The sequence below is a fragment of the Wolbachia endosymbiont (group A) of Lypha dubia genome, from assembly GCF_964028575.1.
Lineage (GTDB): Bacteria > Pseudomonadota > Alphaproteobacteria > Rickettsiales > Anaplasmataceae > Wolbachia > Wolbachia pipientis.
In genome coordinates this window covers 39278-59409 of the sequence record NZ_OZ034796.1, presented here as the reverse complement: position 1 = coordinate 59409, position 20132 = coordinate 39278, and the positions used below count along the sequence as shown (strand labels likewise).

Sequence of the window (20132 nt, the reverse complement as noted above, 5' to 3'; positions counted from 1 at the left end):
TTTTCTAAAATGAATGATAAATTTCCATTATGGTATTACCAACCAAAAGTTGTAAGTCTGTATATTTATGCATTAAAGGTCTGAGGCGGCTTTTGATGGTATTCCAACAATGCTCTATAGGGTTCAAATCTGGTGAATATGTTGGTAGATAGAGCAAACGGCATCTAGCATTATCTATTAACTCCTTTGTTTTGGGAGTTTTATGGAATGTGGCATTGTCCATAACTATTGTAGTACCATGTGGCAATTTAGGTAATAACATCTTCTCTAACCATGTATTGAATACCTCTTTGTCACACCCACCTTTGAAAGTCATTGGTGCAATAAATCTCTTTCCAATCCACCCGCCTATTATACTGATTCTCTCTCGTTTTCTTCCTGGAATATCTGCATAAATTTTCTTTCCTATTGGAGCACGTCCATACTCTCGGTATAACCTATTATCAACTCCTGCTTCATCTATATATAAGATGCTGGAATGGTCTATTTTTGAGATTTTATCGGTAAATCGCTGCCTATCTTCTTGATTGCGCTCTTGATATAGTGTAACTTTTTTTTAAAGTAATTCTTAGCTGTTTCAGCCTATACCAAATTGAATTTATTCCAAATCCAAGATTTTGTTTCATCTCTGCCAGCGTATGATCTGGATTCTTTTTAACATATTCTTCGAGTATTTTTGGGTCTATTTTTCGAATAAAGCTGCCGTTTTTCGATGGCCTTAGGCTTTCACCAGCGGCTTTCTTTCTTAACCAGCGGTACAGAGTTGCTATTCCTATCTCCAAAAGCTCTGCCACCTCAACCTTTGACTTCCCTTTTTCTATCATCGATACTGCCCTTTCCCTTAAATCCACACTATACGCCATTATAACTCAAATAGCTTATTATACCTTTATCATTTACTTTGGGAAGTACTATAGTGACAGAACTTGCTCTTTAAGCTTTGGGTACTCAAGCTTTGCTCGATATACATCAAGTAAATAGAATTTATTATCTATTTTTGCCCAGGTGGTGCAGATGCTAAAGTCGCTGGAATCGTTTGTTGAAACTGCAGTGTCCCAGCTTTGAGTTACATGTGAGGGATTATCAGGGAAATTTTTATAGCGCTTTAACCACTCTTGTTTTATTATACCACTTGAAAGCGGCAGGGGGTTTTGTTGGTATTGAGCAGCAAAAGCGTAACTCCCGAGTTCAACTTTTATCATCTCAACTTCTTCTCTTCCTCCCTCCAGGGGATATAATAACTCATTCTCTTCTCTTGAGTATAATACTCTTGCAGGTAGTGTCATTCCAGCACTTGATGCTGGAATCCAGTCTTTTGCGGTTGAATTTTCTGGATCCCAGTGTCTGGGCACTGGGATGACAGGAGGGGGGGTTGGAATGACACCAGTATGGTTATTAATTGAATAAATAACCTCCTTATTTTCAGAAATCATTGGCAAACAAATGTGATGCCATATGTTTTTTGGCTTAGATAAGAGGTGCCCAGTTAAGTCTTCCAGGTGGAGCCTATGCATCACAAGCACAATTACTCCTTTTTTTCTATCGTTGAGTCTCGTTACTAAAGTCTGATCGAACCAGTTTGTGGCACGTTTTCTAAATGTTTCACTCAAAGCTTGAGCAGGGTTAAGCGGATCATCCACAATAATAAAGTCACCACCTTCACCGGTTAATGTTCCTCCAACTGATGTTGCGATTCTGTATCCTCTCTGCACTGTTTGGAATTTATATTTAGTGTTCTGGTCTTTGGATAGTTCTACCTCTGGAAATAGTTCTTTATACCAATCAGATTGCATTATGCACCTCGTATCAAGCGAATGTTTTTCACTAAGCAACTTAGAATAACTTGCAACTATTATTCTTGCAGTTGCCCAGTATCCATGCGGGCCACGCAACACTCATACATATGGACTTCATTGAACGCGGAGGCATATTGAATATTATGCGCCTTACTTCGCCAGCATTCGCTGCTTCCAGCCTGTCTGCTATGACTTTTATGTACTGATAATCATTATACTCACATCCCGGCACCACTGTTTGAAAGCACAGTTCAATGAATTTTAGAAAATTTATATTATCCATATGTGTATTTTAGTGAATGGAATGTAGACTTTAATAGTTTTGATTTGTCTTGTAAGATTGAGGTGTTATAATGACAGGCTTACAATGCTGCTAATTTAGTAAATAACCTACGAGTGCTATTTCTTCAACTTTATCGAAGTAAAGAATTGATTTCCATTGCGGTAAATGAGCAACATTATTGAATCTTTACCGTTTTTCTTTACTGCTGAATCAACTTGTTTTTGAAAATCATTAGTATTTTCTATATCGGTTCCATCTAATTGGATAATAATGTCTCCTTTTTTAATACCACGCAGCGTGGCATTACTGTTACTATCTACATTGGTAACTATCACACCTTTTGTAGGATTACTTTCTTTTGATTCTTTTGGCAGATTTGAGACAGTTAAACCGGTTACATAATCAGATGTTGATTTATTTTCTTCTTGATTGTTATCTTGGCCATCATTTGTAGATTCTCCGATCACAACTTTAATATTAACCTCTTTGCTCTTTCTAAGTAACTTAACTTGCACTTTTTTCTCAGGTCCAGCTCTTGAAACCATTTGAGGTAATTGTGTCATTCTATCGATTTTTTTACCGTCAAATTCTAATAATATATCACCTACTTTAATCCCACCTTTTTCTGCAGGACTATCCTTTACTATACTTGCAACCAATGCGCCTTTTATATCTTTTAAACCCAAGGACTCAGCAAATTCTTTCGTTATAGGCTGAACTTGCACACCAAGCCAACCATGTTTTATTTTTTTGCCACTTTTTAATGTGTCAATAATTGACATAGCTAAATTAGATGGTATGGCAAAACCTATACCCACGTTGCCGCCAGACTCAGATGGAGAATAGATAGCAGTATTAATACCTATAACTTTTCCATTTAAATCAAATAACGGTCCTCCAGAGTTACCCCTATTAATTGCAGCATCAGTTTGAATAAATTCATTCATAGTGCCAATACTAATGTCCCTGGACCTTGCAGATATAATTCCTGTGCTTACAGAGCCACCCAAACCAAATGGGTTACCTATTGCCATAACCGTATCACCAACCCTTGCTTTATCAGAATCACCAAATGCAACAGAAGAAAGATCTTTATCAGAATTAATCTTAAGCACAGCAAGATCAGTTCTTGCATCATAGCCTAAAACTTCTGCTTTGAAATAAGTATTATCGTTCATAGTAACTGTGATATCTTTGGCGTTTTTAATAACGTGATAATTGGTTACTATAGTTCCACCTTTATCTATAATAAACCCAGAACCAAGCAACACCACCTCTTTGTTAACACTAGGGCCCCTATCCATAAAAAACTGATCAAAATGCTCAAAAAACTCTCTAAAATCATCAAAAAAATTATTTCCTGGCATAGATGGAACTCTAGTTCTACTGTTATTTTCTTGTTTGATGATTTGTTCGCTTGAAATATTTACAACCGCAGGAATGAGTTCTTCCACTAAATCGGCAAGTCCTTGATTACAGTTGCATGCAGTAGTGCTAGCATCAACGACCTTTTTTGCATTCCAATCAAACATATTAGCATACGAAGAAAACGCAATTAGAAAATATGCAAATATAGATAAAATAAATGCCTTACTTTTCATAAATTATTTCCATCCTTTATTTAAAATATCTAAAAAGTTATTGTTTGGTGAAAGTACAAATTTAGTATTATTTTCGGCAAATGATTTACTGTAAGCGCTCATAGAGCGATAAAAGTTAAAGAACTCTTCATCAACCTTAAATGCCTCATTATAAATTCTAGTTGCTTCAGCATAACCACGGCCCCTTATTTCGTACGATTCTTTTACTGCACTGGAGATAATTTCCCTTTTTAATTTATCAGCTTTTGATCTAACTTCCTGCCCAGCTTGCTCTCCTTCTGCTCTAATTTCTTTTGCTTCTTTTTCCCTTTCAGTTTGCATACGGCGAAATATTGCAGAACTATTTTCTTCTGGTAAATCTGCTCTCTTAATTCTTACATCTATTATTTCTATGCCAAATTTTTCAGCTTCAGAATAAACTCCACGCTGAATCAATTGCATAACCTCTGATCTTTTTTCATTCAACAAGCTAATCAACGAAAATCTGCCTATATTTTCTCTTATGTGAGCTTCTATAACCGGATATAATCTTCTAACCAGACCTGATTCATTCCTCACAGCCTGGTAAAAAGTAACAGGATTTGTTATTTTATATTTTGCATACGCATCTACTATAATACGTTTTTGATCCGCTGTTATCACTTCCCTTGGGATCTTATCAGGACTTAAATCTAAAACTCTTTTATCAAGAAACTCTACACTATTTATGAATGGCAACTTAAAATATAAGCCACTTTCCCTAACATCCCTTACAACTTTACCCAGTTGTATAACTATTGCTTGCTTTGTTTCTTGCACAACAAATATTGAATTAGATAAAGCAATCAATAAAACAACAAATACAGAAACAAAAACAATTTTAATATTACTACTCATGGTTATTTTCCTAAATTTGTAAGAGGTAAATAAGAAAACATACCTTTCAGATCATCAGTTACAACAACTTTGTCTACCTTACTGAAAATATTTTCCATAGTTTCAAGATAAATACGATTCTTAACGAGAGAAGGATTCTGTCTATATTCCTCATAAAGAGATAAAAAGCGATTTGCATTACCTTTTGCTTCATTTATTATTTCATTTTCATATGCTTGTGCATCTAATTTTATCTTTATCGCTTCACCCTTTGCTCGAGGTATAATATCATTATTATAAGCATATGCTTCGTTTATAGTACGCTCTTTGTCTGCACGAGCACTTTGTACATCTCTAAATGAGCTAATGACTTTTTCTGGTGGATCAATTTTTTTCATTTGAACAGATAAAATCTCTATACCCATTTGGTATCCATCAAGAATCTGCTGCAATAGAATTCTAGTATCTCTAGAAATTTCTGGTCTGCCTTGACCAAGTGCAAAAGAGATCGTATTTTTACCTATTATTTCTCTCATGGCACTTTCAGCAGCATTTTTAACACTGAAACCGGGTTTGTAATCCCGCACTTTGAATAAATAGTCCTTAGCATCTCTAACGCGCCATTGAACCTCGAAGTTAACGTTGACTATATTTTCATCTCCAGTTAGCATCACGCCTTCACCGCGATCTGTATCTCGCCCATAAGAACTACTTACCCCAATTTCTTCACGATTTACTTCCTTAACGTTCACTTTAAAAACCTTGCCAATAGGGTAGGGGAAGTGATAACGCAAACCAGGTGTTTCTGTATTAGAATATTTACCAAAGGTAAGTTCTATACTTTCTTCACTAGGATGGACAATATAAAAGCCAGTGCAAGCATAGAACAGCAAAATAATGAAAATGATGAAATAAGGTTTTTTGCCCCTGTTTCTGGTTAATCCATTAAGAAAGAACCTTATATCAGATACAGCTTTACTTAAAATATCTTCATTATTAGGAGTTTTGTTCCCTACCGGTTTCTTCCCCAGATTCCAAGGATTATTATCATCAAACATAATGATTGATTCTATAATTAATACGCTAATATTACTTCTTTAATAAGAAAATGCAAACATAAATTGCTATTTTATTTACAAATTAATCATCAGGATGGAAAACATGATCGTACACTTCCTTTTCTCTATGTAGTATGGTTGACTCTATGGAATTTTCTGGCTTTTTTTTGAATTCTTTGTTGTCACTCTTTAAGTGCACTACGTCTTTGTGAAAATGGGAATTATACCTAAATAGTAAAGCTATTATTATTAAAGTTATAACAGCCAAAAAGATGAGTGTTCTTTTTCTATACTTCATAAATGCTGCAGCTTCTTGACCTAATTTTCTACGTTACCACAAAACACGTCAAGCGAAATTATTTGAAGACAAATAAATACTGGCAATCAATTTAACACTAACTTAAGAATCAAGGAATACAATTATAATATATTTAATTAATAGTGAGGTTTAAAATGTTACATAATGAAAAAAATTCAAATTCTGTTGGAACTCAACAAAACCAACCAGAAGATAGTTTTGATTTGAATAAAACGATGCAAAATCTACCAAATTCAGATATTGCTAATGATCCCAAGAAGCTAAAAGAAAGAATTACTGACCTGTTAAAAGGGGATACAGAATTCTCTAAGATGAAACAAGGAGATAAGATTCTTGTAGTAAGTGCAGCAAGTGGATTATTTACGGCAGTACTACCACTTTTGGCAGTTGGTGCAACACTTGCTATACCAGGTGCTATAGTTGGTCTTGCTTTATATTTCGCTGTAAAAGTCGCTGTAAAAACAGTTCAATCTGGATATAAAGGGCTCAAGTGGTCAGCAGAAAAAACAGTTGATGGGGTGAAATATACTGCTGGGAAAGTTAAGGACGCATCAACATACGCTGCCGGAAAAGTTAGAGATGGTGCTGTGCATGTTAAAGATAAGGTGAAAGAAGGTTATGAACATTCAGTAGATTCACTGAAAAAAGGCGCTAGTTTTGTAGGCGAAGGAGTGGCAAATAAGTTCCATAAGGCATCTGGTGAGACGGACTATTTAGATAAGGTAAAAAGGTTTACTCCAGATGCAATTAAGAAATCTGACGAAATAAGAAATGATATGAAAGCAATTTTTGCTGATAAAGGAAATAATTCTGGGTTAGTGAAAAATGTACTTTCTGGAATATCGTCAGAAATTGATTTAAAAATGGCAGAGAAGGCAAAATCAGGGGAGATTGAACATACTTCTGGATGGCAAGTACAGAAAGAATTCATTAATAATTTAAATGAAAAAAGCTTGCATAACTTGTTAACACAAAGGTCATTACCTAAAGGTAGTTATTTCATCGACAGTGTTTTCTCTGAACATTACGATGAAATTAAGAAGGTTATTAAAGAATGTAGAGAAAATCATTTGTACTCAAGCGTAAGCAATATGTTTGACAGAGCAGAGAAAAAAGCTAACAGGCCTTCTGTCAAAAGTTTAACTAGGTCTGTGTCATCATCATTCTCTTCACTGGGAAGAAAAGGCTCTGAACAATCTAACAGCTTGTCAAAAAGCAATTCACTAAATTCTATAGGAACTGAAAGTACTGCTACTGTCTCTGATTCAGATTCTCAGAACTTTGCAACAGTCCGTAGAAGCAATTCATCTAGTAGCTTAACTCCTAAGCTTACTCCAGTTGCTCCACCAGAACTACCTAGAAGCGCCTCATTGACTAACTTAAATGGACAAAGTTCTTTCAGTGAAGATGTTCTCAGTGATCCTATTGTGGAGCAAAACCTGGATAGTTTGAGTAACAGAACTCTCACTCACAGTAATTCTACTGATAGTGGAATGGGTTCTGGTTCTTCTACGCTAACAAGAAAACAAGTTCTTCCTTTAAAAGAAGAATTTGACAGAGAACTCGAAGAAAAGTTGGCAAAACGACGCGCATCTCTAGATCAACCTAGTGCAGAACCTGTCAACTCAAGAGCTACAGCAACTCCAGGAACAGTGTAATAAGTAAAACTTCTACCTTCTCCAAAAGGATGTTACTCAATGAGTAACGTCCTTTTTTTGTTTTTAAACTATAGAAAAATCCTAGATCCCAGCGGTATGCGTACAACCGTATGAACATTGTGATTTCTCTGCTAGGAAAGGTGTCATCCGAGTAGCTGACACTGGGATCCAGGAAAGTTTGCTTGTTTACAAGCAAACTAGCATAGAAAGTGGTTACAACGTTTTCGATGAGATTATATGGAAAACTGGATTCCAGTGTCAAGCACTGGAATGACATCACAGGGGCACTGGGATGACACCTTTACGTTTGAGGCAAACTAGCTATAACACTTAACATACTACCTTTGCAAACAAATGTTCATACAGTACGCGCTGGCGTTATTTTCTCTTGATGAATAAACCTGAGTGGAGTATAGTAGCAATGCGTTTATATAGATTCTAATGAATAATTTAGTTTTCAACTTTTTCAAATTTAAATGAGGCTAAAACTATTTCTGAAGAATTGTTAAACGAGAAGTTAATTGTATGTGTAACTGAAGTAAATTCTCTGTATTTATGGAAGGGTGAAATTAACAGTGGTTGTGAAGTAGTGGCAATTATGAAGAGCAGGAATGATCAAGTTGATAAAATTGTAGAAAAAATCGAAGCAATGCATTCTTATGATCAGCCAGCTATTGCTGTGATGCCCATAGAAAAAGCAAATAAATCTTTTACTAATTGGGCTAATAGTGTTATTGATGTAAGTAGTATTGGGGTGTAGCCAAGTGGTAAGGCAGCGGTTTTTGATACCGCCACGCGAAGGTTCGAATCCTTCCACCCCAGCCATATTGAAGTGGGTGTGAAATGATATCACTTTTCTATAAATTAAGATTATTGAATTATATATTAGGTAGTCTAAAAGATATAATTGTGAAACTGTTTCTCTTCACAATGTATCTTTACACATTCAGCATTGTGCTCATGTTTCTCAGCAATGGTTTTTGGTATGCTGTAGAATTTTGCTCTTTCAAAAATGCGTTTTACCGTTTGTTTCAATATTGCAAGTGGTATTATGAAAATAGGGAAGATCTCGGTTACGGAATTTCTATTCGAATATTAGTGGCGTTTCTTACTCCGCATTTTCTCTATAAGTTATTACTTGGCACAGGCTGGAAGTCCTTTTTAAAGGAAAAGATAATACAGATACTCAACACAAGAAGAAAAAAGGGTAGTGAGTTCAGTAACACAAGTGGCAGTAGTTATAGTGATAAGAATAATTACAGCAATAACAGTGGTAACAATGAGCGTCAAGCTCAAGATGCAAAGCGAAAAGTAAACATGATAAAGCAGCTATTAATCAAAGATATAGAGGCAACTATAGATAGGAGATTGAATTATATTTTTTTCGGTAAAAGGAGTAAACCTCATTAAGTATATAAAAAGGCTTTATCTAGTAAGGCTTTTTAAGGTTGGCTGTATTTTATTTTTTACGTATATCGGATCACAATCAGCCAATATACATGTGTGCACAAAATCTTGACTAAAGTCTGACAACCAAGAAATTGCCTTACGTTTTTCTACCAAGCTTTCTGTTTTTTTACAGTTACTTGCTGCATCAATCATTGCCTGCGCTATTACTGATTTCCACAGCAAATAATACCTTTGTATATCATCTGACGTACTATTTGTTTCATAGTGGTTAAAAAATTCTTTAAAATTGAAGTTGTTTGACATAATGATACCTCTTTGGATTGAAATTTGAAATGATTTGAGTTTATGTCGCCACAGCAGATTCCGCTAACAAGCAGCGGGATAACGAATTACTTGACCGTCATTACACCGTCATACCGCGATTCATTCGCGGTATCTCGCTAACAAGCAGCGGACCGTCATACCGCCGCGGCGCTAACAAGCAGCGGGATGACGGTTGTCAGGCCAGCGCCCCCATGATGTCATTCAAGTAGCTGACACTGGTTCCTTTATGACGGCAGTGCCCCTATGGTGTCATCCCAGTGTCCCTATGATGTCATCCCAGTGCCCAGACACTGGGATCCAGGAATTTTGATTGGACACTGGGTTGGTAAGCATAAAAGTGTTATGTAAAATACAACGTTCTTGATGGGATTGCATGAAATGCTGGATCCCAGTGTCTGGGCACTGGGATGACACCATAGGAGGCTGCTTGGATGACAAAAAAAGGAGCACTGGAATGACAGCAATCTACGTCATACCGCGATTCATTCGCGGTATCTCAGCCGCTAACAAGAGATCCCGCTAACAAGCAGCGGGATGACGGTTGTCGTTTAGCCATAAACATTAAGAAATTTACCAAATGAAAAAAAAGGCAAAAGAAGCCCCGTGGTTATTATCCGCTTTAAAATATTGGCGTTTTTTATGTTTTAAACGCTTGACAAGCGAGATTCAGCCGCTTTTAATTGCAACTAACTTACGCTGCAAATGTTTAAGAAATTTACTAAGCAGAAAAAAAGACAAAGAATCCCCGAGTTAGCTAGTCTTTTACTATCTCTGTCGAGTATTGGCATTTTTTGATGTCTTGTAACGCTTTATAAGCGCGTTCAGCTTATTTAGATAAAAATCTAGATGTAGATGAAGTTTTGTAAAGACATACAGTATCTATATACTGCAAAAAATTGAACATAAGACGCCGATACATTAAGTAATCCTTACCTTTTAATCTGCAGATTGGCGAAAGCAAATACAATAGCTTCAGTTTCATGATAAGGGGGCTGGCGAGGTTTGTCAAGGAAGTTTTTTCGTTTCTGCGGGCTACCTGGTTTTCCTACTGAAATTTTGAAAAATGTAATCTACTCCTATATTCAAATATATCAAGCAGTAATTCAAAATCAGCCATTGCGCCTTTTGCGTTATTATACGCGAGATTGAGCAGCTCTTTGTCCTGATATAAATCAGCAAATTTAAATTCCATACATCCTGATTGTTTTGTGCCTAAAATATCTCCACTGCCTCTTAGCATCATATCCCTTTCAGCAATGTAAAATCCATCTTGTGACTCACACATGATCTTTAACTTTGAAGATGAGCTTTTACTTAAATTATCGTATAATAATACACAAAAAGATGGCTTGTTTCCTCGCCCTACTCTGCCTCTTAACTGATGCAATTGTGATAACCCAAATTGCTCTGCATTTTCTATAATCATGATGGTTGCATCTGGCACATCTATACCAACTTCTATCACAGTGGTTGCAACAAGCAGAGAAAATTCATTCCTTTTGAAGGAAAACATAACTTGATCTTTCTGCTCCTGAGTCAATTTTCCGTGTATTATCCCGACTTTATCAAGAAATGTTTTTTGTAATTCCTGAAAACGCATCTCTGCTGCAGCAATATTGGTCTCTTCGTTTTCTTCTATATATGGACAAATCCAATATGCTTTTTCGCCCCTGTTTATAGCACCTTTTAGCTTTTCAATAACATCTGGCACCCTACTAATGTTCATAGTTACAGTTTTTATTGGCAATCTGGATTTTGGTTTTTCTTTCAAAATTGAACATTCAACGTCACCATACATAGCTTGCTGCAAAGTTCTTGGAATGGGAGTTGCAGTAACGAAAAGTATATCGGCATTTTCTCCTTTTCCTACCAAGCGATTTCTCTGCATCACTCCAAATCGCTGTTGCTCGTCTATGACTGCAAGCCCTAAATTTTTAAATGTAACGTTAGCTTGAAATAGTGCATGAGTGCCAATCACTATATTTAAAACACCACTTGCAAGTTCGTTCATGATAATCTTTCTTTCCTTGCGCGAAGTTTTACCAGTAAGCAGCGCAACTTTTATATCGGTACAGGATAAAACTTCCTCAATCCAATTATAATGTTGCTCCGCCAAGATAGTAGTCGGTGCCATTAGAGCTGCCTGCATGTTGTTTTCTACCACATTTATCATTGCAAAAAGTGCAACTACGGTTTTGCCACTACCAACATCACCTTGCAGCAAGCTTATCATGCGATACTTGGATTTTTGTCTCTCTGAGATCTCATCTATTGCACGAGTTTGATCATTTGTTAATTGAAACGACAATTCATTTAAAACTTGCTCTTTATATTTACTCAATATTATAAATTCTCTTCCCCTTTCTTTCACATGATTTTTTCTTGCAAGTTTCAGCGCTAGCTGATACGCAAACAATTCATCATAAGCAAGCCTTTTTCTACAAACCTCAGCTTCCACCAATGAGCTTGGTCTGTGCAACTTTATGATGCTTTCCCTCCAACTTAACCATTTTTTTTGCTTGATTAATGTATCATCTATCCACTCTGGTAAATCAGGCAATTCTTTTAGATTAGAGCTTATTATGTTCCCAATGCGCTTATTGGTAATGCCACGGCATAATTGGTAAACTGGCTCTATGCAAGCTATTTCTTTAAATTGGTTGATGTCAAGCGACACGTAATCTGGATGAGTAATTTGCCAATGTTCAGCAAATTTTTCGAGTTTGCCACTGATGATCACATTCGCTCCAATTGGAAATAGTTTATATAAATACTTAACTGAGTAATTAAAAAAGACTATGAATATATACTGACTCTCACTTTCAACGACTATTTTATATGGTCTACCTCTAAAAGTGGGCGACTGATGTTCATAAACTTTTGCAATGAAAGTTGTAAATTCTCCAACTCGAGCATCAGATAGTAACTTGCTTCTATCCACATAACTAAGTGGCTTATAAAACAGCAGATCCACCACCTTGTCCCCACCACAAAGTTTAGGTAATATTGCGGAATGAAACTTAGGTATATTCTCCAGCCTGCTATTTAGAAAAATCTGATTGCTCATTGAGATTCATACATGTGTAAAACTGTTATAGAGCCTTTTTAAAATCTTGTCACCTTATGGTCAGGTATGCACTATAGCTAGCACAGCTCTCTAACGTCATACCGCGATTCATTCGCGGTATCTCAGCCGCTAACACGTAACGGAATGACGAATTTGTTGTTTTTAAAATCGTCGGTAAGCCTAAGTTACCCCTAACTATATTTGCTATCATAGGGCTTATAGTAGGTATTTTATTAACTTATTAATCATTTTTATGTGTTATTATACCATTAGCAGTCTATATCAAGGTATTAATGATGAACAGCTCTACACCAAAAGAAAAGGAAAATCCAATAGTTACACTAAGAGCTCAAGCAGAAAAGTTTGGTTTTAGCAGGTTGAGGGCTGGTAAAGATAGTGCTGAAGCGAATTCTGGTGCAACTATGTACGTAGATCTTCCAAGAATGAAACTTGTTATTCAGAACAAAGTTATAACAAAAGAGCTTGTTGATGAATTATATAATAAACATACCAACCTCATTTCAAATGACAAAAATAAGTACCGCCAATTTGTAAAACAAGTTTTTACAGAGCTATTTGAATATGCTGAAGCAGAAGTTCCAAATGATTCTATTCTAGAAGAACTAATCACTAATTGTAACCAGGCTGCTTATGTGGGTGCATTGTATGGTAAAGGAGGACCTATCCTTCATTTAGCTGAAACATATGGGTTATTGTTTCAGTCTAATCATGTAACACATATTAATTGTAGTGATCCAAGTCATGCGGCAATCAGAATTGAAGAAAAAATTGCAGTTCGCACTTTTGCAGAACTGGAAGAAGAATTATGTGTGCGCCAAGCAAAGTGCGTAAAGTCCAGTTGGTGAAAATCCAACCCAGGCAAAGCCTAGCCAGCAGGCTGGAACAAACCACTATGCTGCGTAAGGTAACGAGCGTAGTAAAGCTAGTGGAATGGACAACACAGGGTACAACGAAAGTGAAGGTATTGAGTCCCGAAATTCTCGATGTCATAGAGGTCGACACGTTGCATATAGTGGAAGACAGCAAGAAGGGTAACAATAGGGCAAGTTATCACTCACTCTATCGGGATCTGAGGCCGTATCACGTGTTGAGATGGAGTTTACGTAAACTTGGGAGATCCTTTGTATTCCTATTAAGGTACGTTGGAACAAGTCAACAAAGGCGAGTACTGACGGAAGATATAAAGGAAGTCGGACTGATTGATAGTACTCAGAGTGTGGGAAAGCCACATACAAGGGGAAGCGGTCAGCAATATAGTGACTGGTTTAGGAATTGCTATGCCAATACAACGGAGGTTGGAATAACGTGCAAAGAAAACTAAATCAGATAGCAGTAAGAGCCAGGCAAGATAAACGATTGAAATTTACATCGTTAATTCATCTGATAAACGCAGAGAATCTTGCTGAATGTTATAAAGAGCTAAAGCATAACAAAGCATGCGGTATAGACCAGGTGACAGTAGAAGCTTATGGAGAAAATCTTGAAGAGAAGCTCAACACTCTGGTGGATAGTATGAAAAGAAAGCGATATCAACCGCAACCAGTGAAAAGAGTATATATACCAAAAGCTGGAAGCAAAGAGAAACGCGGGCTTGGAGTACCGTCTACAGAAGATAAGTTAGTCCAGATAATGCTGAAGAAGATATTAGAAAATATTTATGAAGCTAACTTTCTGGATAACTCATATGGTTTTCGTCCTGGTAGAAGCTGTCATCAAGCGGTAAATGCACTAAATAAAGCAGTTATGTACAGACCAACTAACTATGTAGTAGAAGTTGATATCAAGAAATTCTTTGATAATGTCCAGCACAAATGGCTAATGAGATGCTTGAGAGAACGGATAACAGACCCAAACATACTGTGGTTAGTAAAACGATTTCTTAAGGCAGGAGTAGTCGAAGCAGGACATTATGAAGCAACTGAACTAGGCACACCTCAGGGGGGAATAGTAAGTCCTATACTAGCTAATATATACTTGCATTATGTGCTGGATTTGTGGTTTGAAAAGAAATTCAAGCTAAGATCTAAAGGTTATATGGAGCTAGTTAGGTATGCAGATGATCACCTGATTTGCTGCGAAAGAGAAAAAGATGCTAGAGAACTCTTAGAGTCACTGAAACAAAGGCTAGGAAAATTTGGACTGGAAATATCTGAAGACAAAACAAGAATAGTAAAGTTTGGCAAAAAGGAGTGGCAACAAGGAATAAGGGAGAAACGAAAAACGGAAAGTTTCAACTTTCTAGGATTCACCCATTATGGTACAAGGAGTCGTAAAGGTAGAGTAATGGTAGGTCATAAAACCTCGAAAGAAAATCTATCTAGAAAACTTAAAGAAATCAAAGAATGGGTGAAAAAGATCCGAAATAAAGTTCACCTTAAAGATTGGTGGTCAATACTTAAAGCAAAACTAACAGGACACTATAACTACTTCGGAGTTAGCGGAAATTACCGGTGGTTGAATAAATTCTTCTGGCGGGTAATCAAGCTAGCGTATAAATGGATAAACCGACGTAGTCAGAAGAAGAGTATGAATTCAAAGCAATTTATACACTATCTACAAGTTAATCCATTACCAAAACCAAGAATATGCTACTCATTATATACAAAATAGGAAATGCTGTGAATACTACATTGTGGAGCCGTGTGCGGGAAAGCTGCAAGCACGGTTCTGGTGGGGGAGTCATAGCGATAAAACTTAATCAGGAGGATTTAAAACTATGACTTCTACCAAACAAATTGGATAGCTCGCTAGAATTCACACTTAAGTCTCAAGGTGATAAAAATGTAACATATGAAGATGGTAAATTGTCACTTACTGTTCCTAAGAGACTGAAGGACTATAATATAGGTGATAAAAACTTGTTTGACGTTATAAAAGAGTGTTTTCAGAAATTTTGCGAGAGGCTTGGATTTTTTAAAATAAAAATAGAGCATGGTTTAGGCGATCCACTAGAAGTAAGCGACCATCTGGAAAATATGGAACCCCCTATTCGTAGTAATGAGCACGGCCTGAATTAAAATATCTTGAGCTTGTTTGCACAATCAATCACTTCAGCATTTAGAAATTGTTTTTTAAACCAGGTATACTGACGTTTCGCGTAGTGTCTTGTGTTTGTTTGAGCAATTTGTATCGCTTCGTCTAAAGTAATCTCACCTTTCAAGTACTTTATAATTTCTGGCACTCCGTGTGCTTTCATAGCTGGCAAATGTGGGGCTAGGTTCATGCTAAGTAGCTTTTTTACTTCATCAATTGCTCCATTTTCAATCATTGTAATGAAACGAGAATTTATTTTTCGGTATACATCTTCACGTTTAGGCAGAATTGTATATATCTTAAAATTATTGAATAAAGGAGGCTGTCTATTCTCTTGCCATACAAAAATTGACTTGCCAGTTTCAGTGATAACTTCAAGTGCCCTTGAAAGGCGGTGCGAGTCATTCATGAACACTTTACCTTGAATCCTTGGATCTTTGCTTAGCGCTAATTTGTAAAACTCCTCTTTACTTAAATTTTTCCTTAATTCGCTTACATTTTTCCTCACTTCCTGACTTATTTGTGGCATTGATGATAAGCCTTTGATTAAACTGCTGATGTAAAGCCCGCTTCCTCCAGTGATGATAGGTATTTGAGCATTTTCTAATGCGTGATTAACTTCTTTTTCTAAATCTTCTAACCATAGACCCACGGAATAATTTTCTTTTGCTGAAACATAACCATATAGTTTATAAAATTCTTCTTGCTTTGGCGGTTGAGCAGTAATTATGGGAATTTCTTCATATACCTGCTTTGAATCACAATTTATTATACTAATATTTCCATATTTTTCTATCAGGTTATCGCATAATTCTGATTTACCTGAGGCCGTAATTCCTGTAATAATTACTATATTATTTTTCATTTATATTAATTTAATTAACATATGATAAAGTGTAGTAAAAGTTTGGATTCTACAATCTAAAGTTTGGAGATTTTTATGGCAGAAAACAACGACAATAATTCATTTACTAAGCGTTTCACAAACAGGACTCCTGGCGGTACAGGGGAAGGTTTTTCCAGTAAGTATTCGTCTCAAAACACCAAAGAACGGGCATTAGGGGAAAAAGGAAAAATTTCTGAATTAGCAGGCAAAAAAACCGAATCCAAGGAAGCTTTTTCTGAAAGTGGCGGCATAAAAAGTAAAAGCAGAACTGTCAATGAAAGATCTTTTGCTGATGCAACAAAAAGAAGTAGGTCAGATCTTATATACTTAGTCCGTGGTAAAGATCGTGGAAAATCAGCGTGGCATTATGTATTAGTTGATAAAGAGAAAAGAGAAATGTTTCTAGCAAAAAGCAGAACTGGCTCTATAGATGTTGCAGACTATGGAGAGATTTTGTATTCAGGATGGGGAGAGGATCCACCACAGGCAATAATTGATAAAGTCAATGAAGAGTTTGGGTTGTAGCAAATCTGCATAACAAATGGTAAGCTGCGTTGCATTACGTTTACAAAAACTAGCAGTTACTATATAAGATACAGTGCAACAAAACTGATCTAGTTGTTATGAATAAGTTTTTAGCTATATGGTATCTAAAATAATAAATGCAATACAGAACAATTTATTAGTGTGTTTTCCAACAGAAACAGTGTATGCTCTTGCTTGTAATGCACTAGATAATGAATCTATAGGAAAAATATATCAGATAAAGAAACGCTCTCAAAATAAACCACTGTCTATATTTGTTAGTGATATTTACAATTTGACAAAAATAGCAAAGGTAAAGGAAAGATATATTGATTTAATAAACCACTTTTCTCCTGGACCAATTACCTATATTTTACCACTTAAAAACAACAACATATTGCCAAACGAATTCTTTAAAGATAGTATAGGTATCAGAATTCCTGAGCATCCTATTGCAATTTCAATACTAAACAAACTGAAAGTTCCAATAGTTGCAACTAGTACAAATATTTCAGGAAAAGAAAGTGTATGTAAGGCAAACGATATACCACAATCCATTAAGCAACATTTATCTGTAGTGATTGAAGATGACGAACTAGTTTCTGGTATAGAATCTACTATTATTGACTTAACCGAAGATAAGATTAAGGTTTTAAGGGAAGGTGCAATTTCATTACAAACAGTAAACAACGCATTTTCAAACTAAAATCTATAGGAGAAAGAATGAAAAAAGTAATAGGCCACAACCAAGCCAAAAAAAAAATAATGAACAACTTATCTGTTCAGTCTTGGCTGATCTGTGGTAAAAGAGGTATAGGAAAAGCAACACTTGCAAAATCCTTCTCCAATTGGTTACTCATAAAAAACTATAATGAAGTAGCATTGGACTTACACATTGTTGAAGGTGATACTATCGGAATAGAAAAAGTCAGAGAAATGAAAAACTTTCTACACTTAAGTCCCATTCAATCAGAACACAAAATAGCTATAATAGATAGCTTAGAGGCAATGACTAATCACGCTAAAAACGCAATATTGAAAATATTAGAAGAGCCGCCAAAAAATTCTAAGATATTTATAATTAGCCATAAGCCATATGATATACAAACCACTATCTTGTGTAGGTGCTTTCAGCTAAATTTACTCCCATTAACTTATGATGAAACAAAGCAAGTTGCTTCATCTCAATGTAAATTTGATAATCAAACGTTTGACGAAATGATTACTTTATTTCCTGGAATGCCAGGAATGATAATAAATACAATAAGTAGTGATGCTTATGAAGCATACAAATGCTTTTATAAATTTCTTCATGATTTAAAGAATCCCAATATGATTAATAAAGTAATTAATAGCGAAATCGAACTAGAACTAGCATCATATATAATTCAGGCCTTCATTTTAGAAAGCATAAAGAGAGAGGTAAATGGTGTTGAAATTCTGCTAAGTCAGTGGAAAAAAATAGATGAACTTTTCGTTGCCGCAAAGCAACTCCACTTAGATAAAAAGCATGTTTTAGCTAATGTAGTTAATATCATGACATAAGTTTACAAAGTATAATACTTTTAACATAAATTCATGATAAAATTCTGTTAATTTAATACTCGAAGTATATAATTTGACTGATAATAAATTAACTGTATGGCAATCAATAGAAGTTTTGACGAAAGCCATATTGAACATGCAGAAAAAATTAAGCTTAATTAAGAATATAGCTTCAGATCAAGACATAACCCTAGAAAAAGGAAAGGAGTTGTTAAGTGGCATTTATGAAGCAAATTTTAAGCTAAACAAGACAATCAATATAGCTACTTTGCCAAAAATTGGCTATCATATGCTAAATGGTGAGCTTGTTGTACGTAATCATATTACGGAAGAGGAAGTAAAGATTCCTGGAGATTTTCATTACCTTAAAGTCGTAAAATCCGATCATGATAATTATAAATTAACGTTTTGTAATTTTTTAGGTAATGAGTTTTTTGAATATAAAAAGTATGATCCACAATATTCTGGTATTTCAGATGAATATAAATTTGTGGATTTTGGTAGTGTAAAAAAGACTCATAATCTAAAATTTAAGGAATACATTGGTCATGCACCTAAATTTTTTGCTGCAGAAGGGCCTATTGAGCCTGGATCCCAAAACCATGTAATTGATCTATTTGAGCTAGTCAAAAGTGGTAAAGGTAGAAAAGTGGGAACCTTTGCTGATGAATTTGGTTATTTTGATGATCAAAATAAATTACATTAGAGGTTGTCCGGAAACTAGTAAATTCAAGCATATTCCCTCTTTAACATAACCCTACTCATAGCTAGGTATATGAAATTCTCAGTGGATGTTGTGAGTAAATCATACTCCTTCGATAGCCTTCTATTCCTATTAACCCAAGCAAAAGTCCTTTCTACAACCCATCTTCTTGGCTGTACTTTAAACCCTTGTTCTCTTGTTGGTAGTAGCTCAGGTGGCGTATCTTTGTGCACCCAAAATCTACATGGAGGCCTTTTAACAATTTCAATATCTATGTCATATTCTTCCTTTATGTGATTCTTTAAATTTCTTCCTTGGTATCCCATGTCAGCCCACATTTTTTTAACTTTAGTATATTTTGTTCTCATATTGTTTAATGCTATTTTAATACCATCTCTATCATTTTCGTTAGCAGCGCCTACGTAACAACCTAGTATAAAACCCTGAGTGTCTGTAATTATATGCCTTTTTCTACCCTTTACTTTTTTACTTCCATCATAGCCTTTGATCCCCCCTTTTCTGTAGTCTTTACAGATTGACTATCTACTATACAGGCACTCGGCTGCTCATTCCTTCCTATTTTTCTTCTACTATATTTTGTAATTTCATAATTCATTTTCTCAAAAATTCCCTGCTTCTTCCATTGCCTGAACTGCTCATACACAGTCTTCCATAGCGGAAAATCATTTGGTAAATACCGCCATTGACACCCTGTACGCAATACATAGAAAATTGCTTCTAATATTTCTCTTTTGCTATACTTTGGCGGCCTTCCTCCTTTCTTGTATGATACTCTGAAGTGTTTTTCTATTCTTGCCCATTCCCTTTCGCTTAGATCTGTTGGATACTTTTTTCTCATCTTTACCCCGTACTAAAATTTCAGATATTATAGCCTTTTACTTGTTTCCGGACAACCTCTTATTATAATTATCACAAAAGTGTAGAAAGTAATACTTATGATCCTGAAAATTTCAGTGTAAAAATGATAAATATAGATGTGAGCAAAATCGATAAATTCTACCTCATTGCAGAACAAGGTGATATAATC

At 35.6% G+C, this 20132-nt stretch carries 19 protein-coding genes, 1 tRNA gene and 5 pseudogenes; 12 read left to right on the top strand and 13 right to left on the bottom strand.

Features of this window, described 5'->3' with window-relative positions; all coding sequences use genetic code 11:
• Window positions 1-4: 4 nt before the first annotated feature.
• The 7 genes and pseudogenes from ABWU72_RS00330 to ABWU72_RS00300 form a co-directional block, all read right to left on the bottom strand.
• Window positions 5-487 carry an IS630 family transposase gene (locus tag ABWU72_RS00330; protein ID WP_231115908.1) on the bottom strand — a complete coding sequence of 161 codons (483 nt, stop codon included), beginning with the start codon at window positions 485-487 and terminating at the stop codon, window positions 5-7.
• Window positions 488-515: 28 nt separating this feature from the next.
• Window positions 516-863, bottom strand: coding sequence for an IS630 transposase-related protein (locus tag ABWU72_RS00325; RefSeq protein WP_155968342.1), 348 nt, complete (start codon window positions 861-863; stop codon window positions 516-518).
• 51 nt (window positions 864-914) lie between these two features.
• A pseudogene (locus tag ABWU72_RS00320) lies at window positions 915-2079 on the bottom strand (WPE palindromic element domain-containing protein); the annotation flags it as partial.
• A 116-nt stretch (window positions 2080-2195) separates the two neighbouring features.
• Window positions 2196-3680 (bottom strand): DegQ family serine endoprotease, encoded by a 1485-nt coding sequence (locus ABWU72_RS00315; RefSeq protein ID WP_012673276.1) that lies wholly within the window; start codon window positions 3678-3680, stop codon window positions 2196-2198.
• Window positions 3681-3683: 3 nt separating this feature from the next.
• Window positions 3684-4556: a protease modulator HflC gene (gene hflC, locus ABWU72_RS00310; RefSeq protein WP_155969359.1), complete on the bottom strand. Its 873-nt coding sequence runs from the start codon at window positions 4554-4556 to the stop codon at window positions 3684-3686.
• A 2-nt stretch (window positions 4557-4558) separates the two neighbouring features.
• A complete protein-coding gene (hflK, locus tag ABWU72_RS00305; RefSeq protein WP_010962866.1) occupies window positions 4559-5593 on the bottom strand; it encodes an FtsH protease activity modulator HflK in 1035 nt (344 codons plus the stop codon).
• 82 nt (window positions 5594-5675) lie between these two features.
• Window positions 5676-5891 carry a hypothetical protein gene (locus ABWU72_RS00300; protein ID WP_006279848.1) on the bottom strand — a complete coding sequence of 72 codons (216 nt, stop codon included), beginning with the start codon at window positions 5889-5891 and terminating at the stop codon, window positions 5676-5678.
• 155 nt (window positions 5892-6046) lie between these two features.
• Between ABWU72_RS00300 and walE1 the strand changes: the two genes are divergently transcribed.
• A complete protein-coding gene (gene walE1 / locus ABWU72_RS00295) occupies window positions 6047-7570 on the top strand; it encodes an actin bundler (RefSeq protein WP_155969361.1) in 1524 nt (507 codons plus the stop codon).
• Here the strand turns inward: walE1 and ABWU72_RS00290 are convergent.
• A complete protein-coding gene (locus ABWU72_RS00290) occupies window positions 7545-7847 on the bottom strand; it encodes a hypothetical protein (RefSeq protein ID WP_213863596.1) in 303 nt (100 codons plus the stop codon). The genes walE1 and ABWU72_RS00290 overlap by 26 nt on opposite strands.
• Window positions 7848-8024: 177 nt before the next feature.
• On the opposite strand from ABWU72_RS00290, the pseudogene cutA reads away from it, so the two are divergent.
• The 3 genes and pseudogenes from cutA to ABWU72_RS00275 all read left to right on the top strand — a co-directional run.
• Window positions 8025-8330 (top strand): annotated as a pseudogene (gene cutA, locus ABWU72_RS00285) (divalent-cation tolerance protein CutA); the annotation flags it as partial.
• Window positions 8321-8395, top strand: a tRNA-Gln gene (locus ABWU72_RS00280). The pseudogene cutA and the gene ABWU72_RS00280, both read left to right, overlap by 10 nt.
• A gap of 135 nt (window positions 8396-8530) precedes the next feature.
• Window positions 8531-8980 carry a hypothetical protein gene (locus ABWU72_RS00275; RefSeq protein WP_231115844.1) on the top strand — a complete coding sequence of 150 codons (450 nt, stop codon included), beginning with the start codon at window positions 8531-8533 and terminating at the stop codon, window positions 8978-8980.
• 15 nt (window positions 8981-8995) lie between these two features.
• On the opposite strand, the gene ABWU72_RS00270 is transcribed toward ABWU72_RS00275, so the two are convergent.
• The gene (locus tag ABWU72_RS00270; protein ID WP_155969365.1) at window positions 8996-9283 is read right to left on the bottom strand and encodes a hypothetical protein; all 288 of its coding nucleotides are present in this window, start codon (window positions 9281-9283) and stop codon (window positions 8996-8998) included.
• 270 nt (window positions 9284-9553) lie between these two features.
• Window positions 9554-9754, bottom strand: coding sequence for a hypothetical protein (locus ABWU72_RS00265; protein ID WP_213863044.1), 201 nt, complete (start codon window positions 9752-9754; stop codon window positions 9554-9556).
• 127 nt (window positions 9755-9881) lie between these two features.
• Here ABWU72_RS00265 and ABWU72_RS00260 point away from each other — a divergent pair, with 127 nt between their 5' ends.
• A complete protein-coding gene (locus ABWU72_RS00260) occupies window positions 9882-10058 on the top strand; it encodes a hypothetical protein (protein ID WP_155968519.1) in 177 nt (58 codons plus the stop codon).
• A 291-nt stretch (window positions 10059-10349) separates the two neighbouring features.
• Here the strand turns inward: ABWU72_RS00260 and recG are convergent, their stop codons facing one another.
• Window positions 10350-12371 (bottom strand): ATP-dependent DNA helicase RecG, encoded by a 2022-nt coding sequence (gene recG, locus ABWU72_RS00255; protein WP_038199133.1) that lies wholly within the window; start codon window positions 12369-12371, stop codon window positions 10350-10352.
• Between the two features lie 296 nt (window positions 12372-12667).
• On the opposite strand from recG, the gene ABWU72_RS00250 reads away from it, so the two are divergent.
• The 3 genes and pseudogenes from ABWU72_RS00250 to ABWU72_RS00240 all read left to right on the top strand — a co-directional run.
• Window positions 12668-13237, top strand: coding sequence for a hypothetical protein (locus ABWU72_RS00250; protein WP_353283755.1), 570 nt, complete (start codon window positions 12668-12670; stop codon window positions 13235-13237).
• 460 nt (window positions 13238-13697) lie between these two features.
• Complete coding sequence (gene ltrA / locus ABWU72_RS00245) at window positions 13698-15002, top strand: group II intron reverse transcriptase/maturase (protein WP_017531706.1); 1305 nt, start codon at window positions 13698-13700, stop codon at window positions 15000-15002.
• Window positions 15003-15124: 122 nt separating this feature from the next.
• Window positions 15125-15409, top strand: a pseudogene (locus ABWU72_RS00240) (hypothetical protein); the annotation flags it as partial.
• On the opposite strand, the gene miaA reads toward ABWU72_RS00240, so the two are convergent.
• A complete protein-coding gene (gene miaA, locus ABWU72_RS00235; protein WP_155969421.1) occupies window positions 15406-16290 on the bottom strand; it encodes a tRNA (adenosine(37)-N6)-dimethylallyltransferase MiaA in 885 nt (294 codons plus the stop codon). The pseudogene ABWU72_RS00240 and the gene miaA sit on opposite strands and share 4 nt — an antisense overlap.
• A gap of 75 nt (window positions 16291-16365) precedes the next feature.
• Here miaA and ABWU72_RS00230 point away from each other — a divergent pair, with 75 nt between their 5' ends.
• From ABWU72_RS00230 to ABWU72_RS00215, 4 genes and pseudogenes are all read left to right on the top strand, one after another.
• A complete protein-coding gene (locus tag ABWU72_RS00230; RefSeq protein ID WP_010082479.1) occupies window positions 16366-16836 on the top strand; it encodes a hypothetical protein in 471 nt (156 codons plus the stop codon).
• Between the two features lie 118 nt (window positions 16837-16954).
• Entirely contained in the window at window positions 16955-17542 is a 588-nt protein-coding gene (locus ABWU72_RS00225; RefSeq protein WP_006280292.1) for an L-threonylcarbamoyladenylate synthase, read from the top strand.
• 17 nt (window positions 17543-17559) lie between these two features.
• On the top strand, window positions 17560-18381 hold the full coding sequence (locus ABWU72_RS00220; RefSeq protein WP_155969419.1) for a DNA polymerase III subunit delta': 822 nt from the start codon (window positions 17560-17562) through the stop codon (window positions 18379-18381).
• A 73-nt stretch (window positions 18382-18454) separates the two neighbouring features.
• A pseudogene (locus ABWU72_RS00215) lies at window positions 18455-19084 on the top strand (hypothetical protein); the annotation flags it as partial.
• Window positions 19085-19110: 26 nt separating this feature from the next.
• Here ABWU72_RS00215 and ABWU72_RS00210 read toward each other — a convergent pair.
• Window positions 19111-19943: pseudogene (locus ABWU72_RS00210) on the bottom strand (IS5 family transposase).
• Between the last annotated feature and the right edge of the window lie 189 nt (window positions 19944-20132).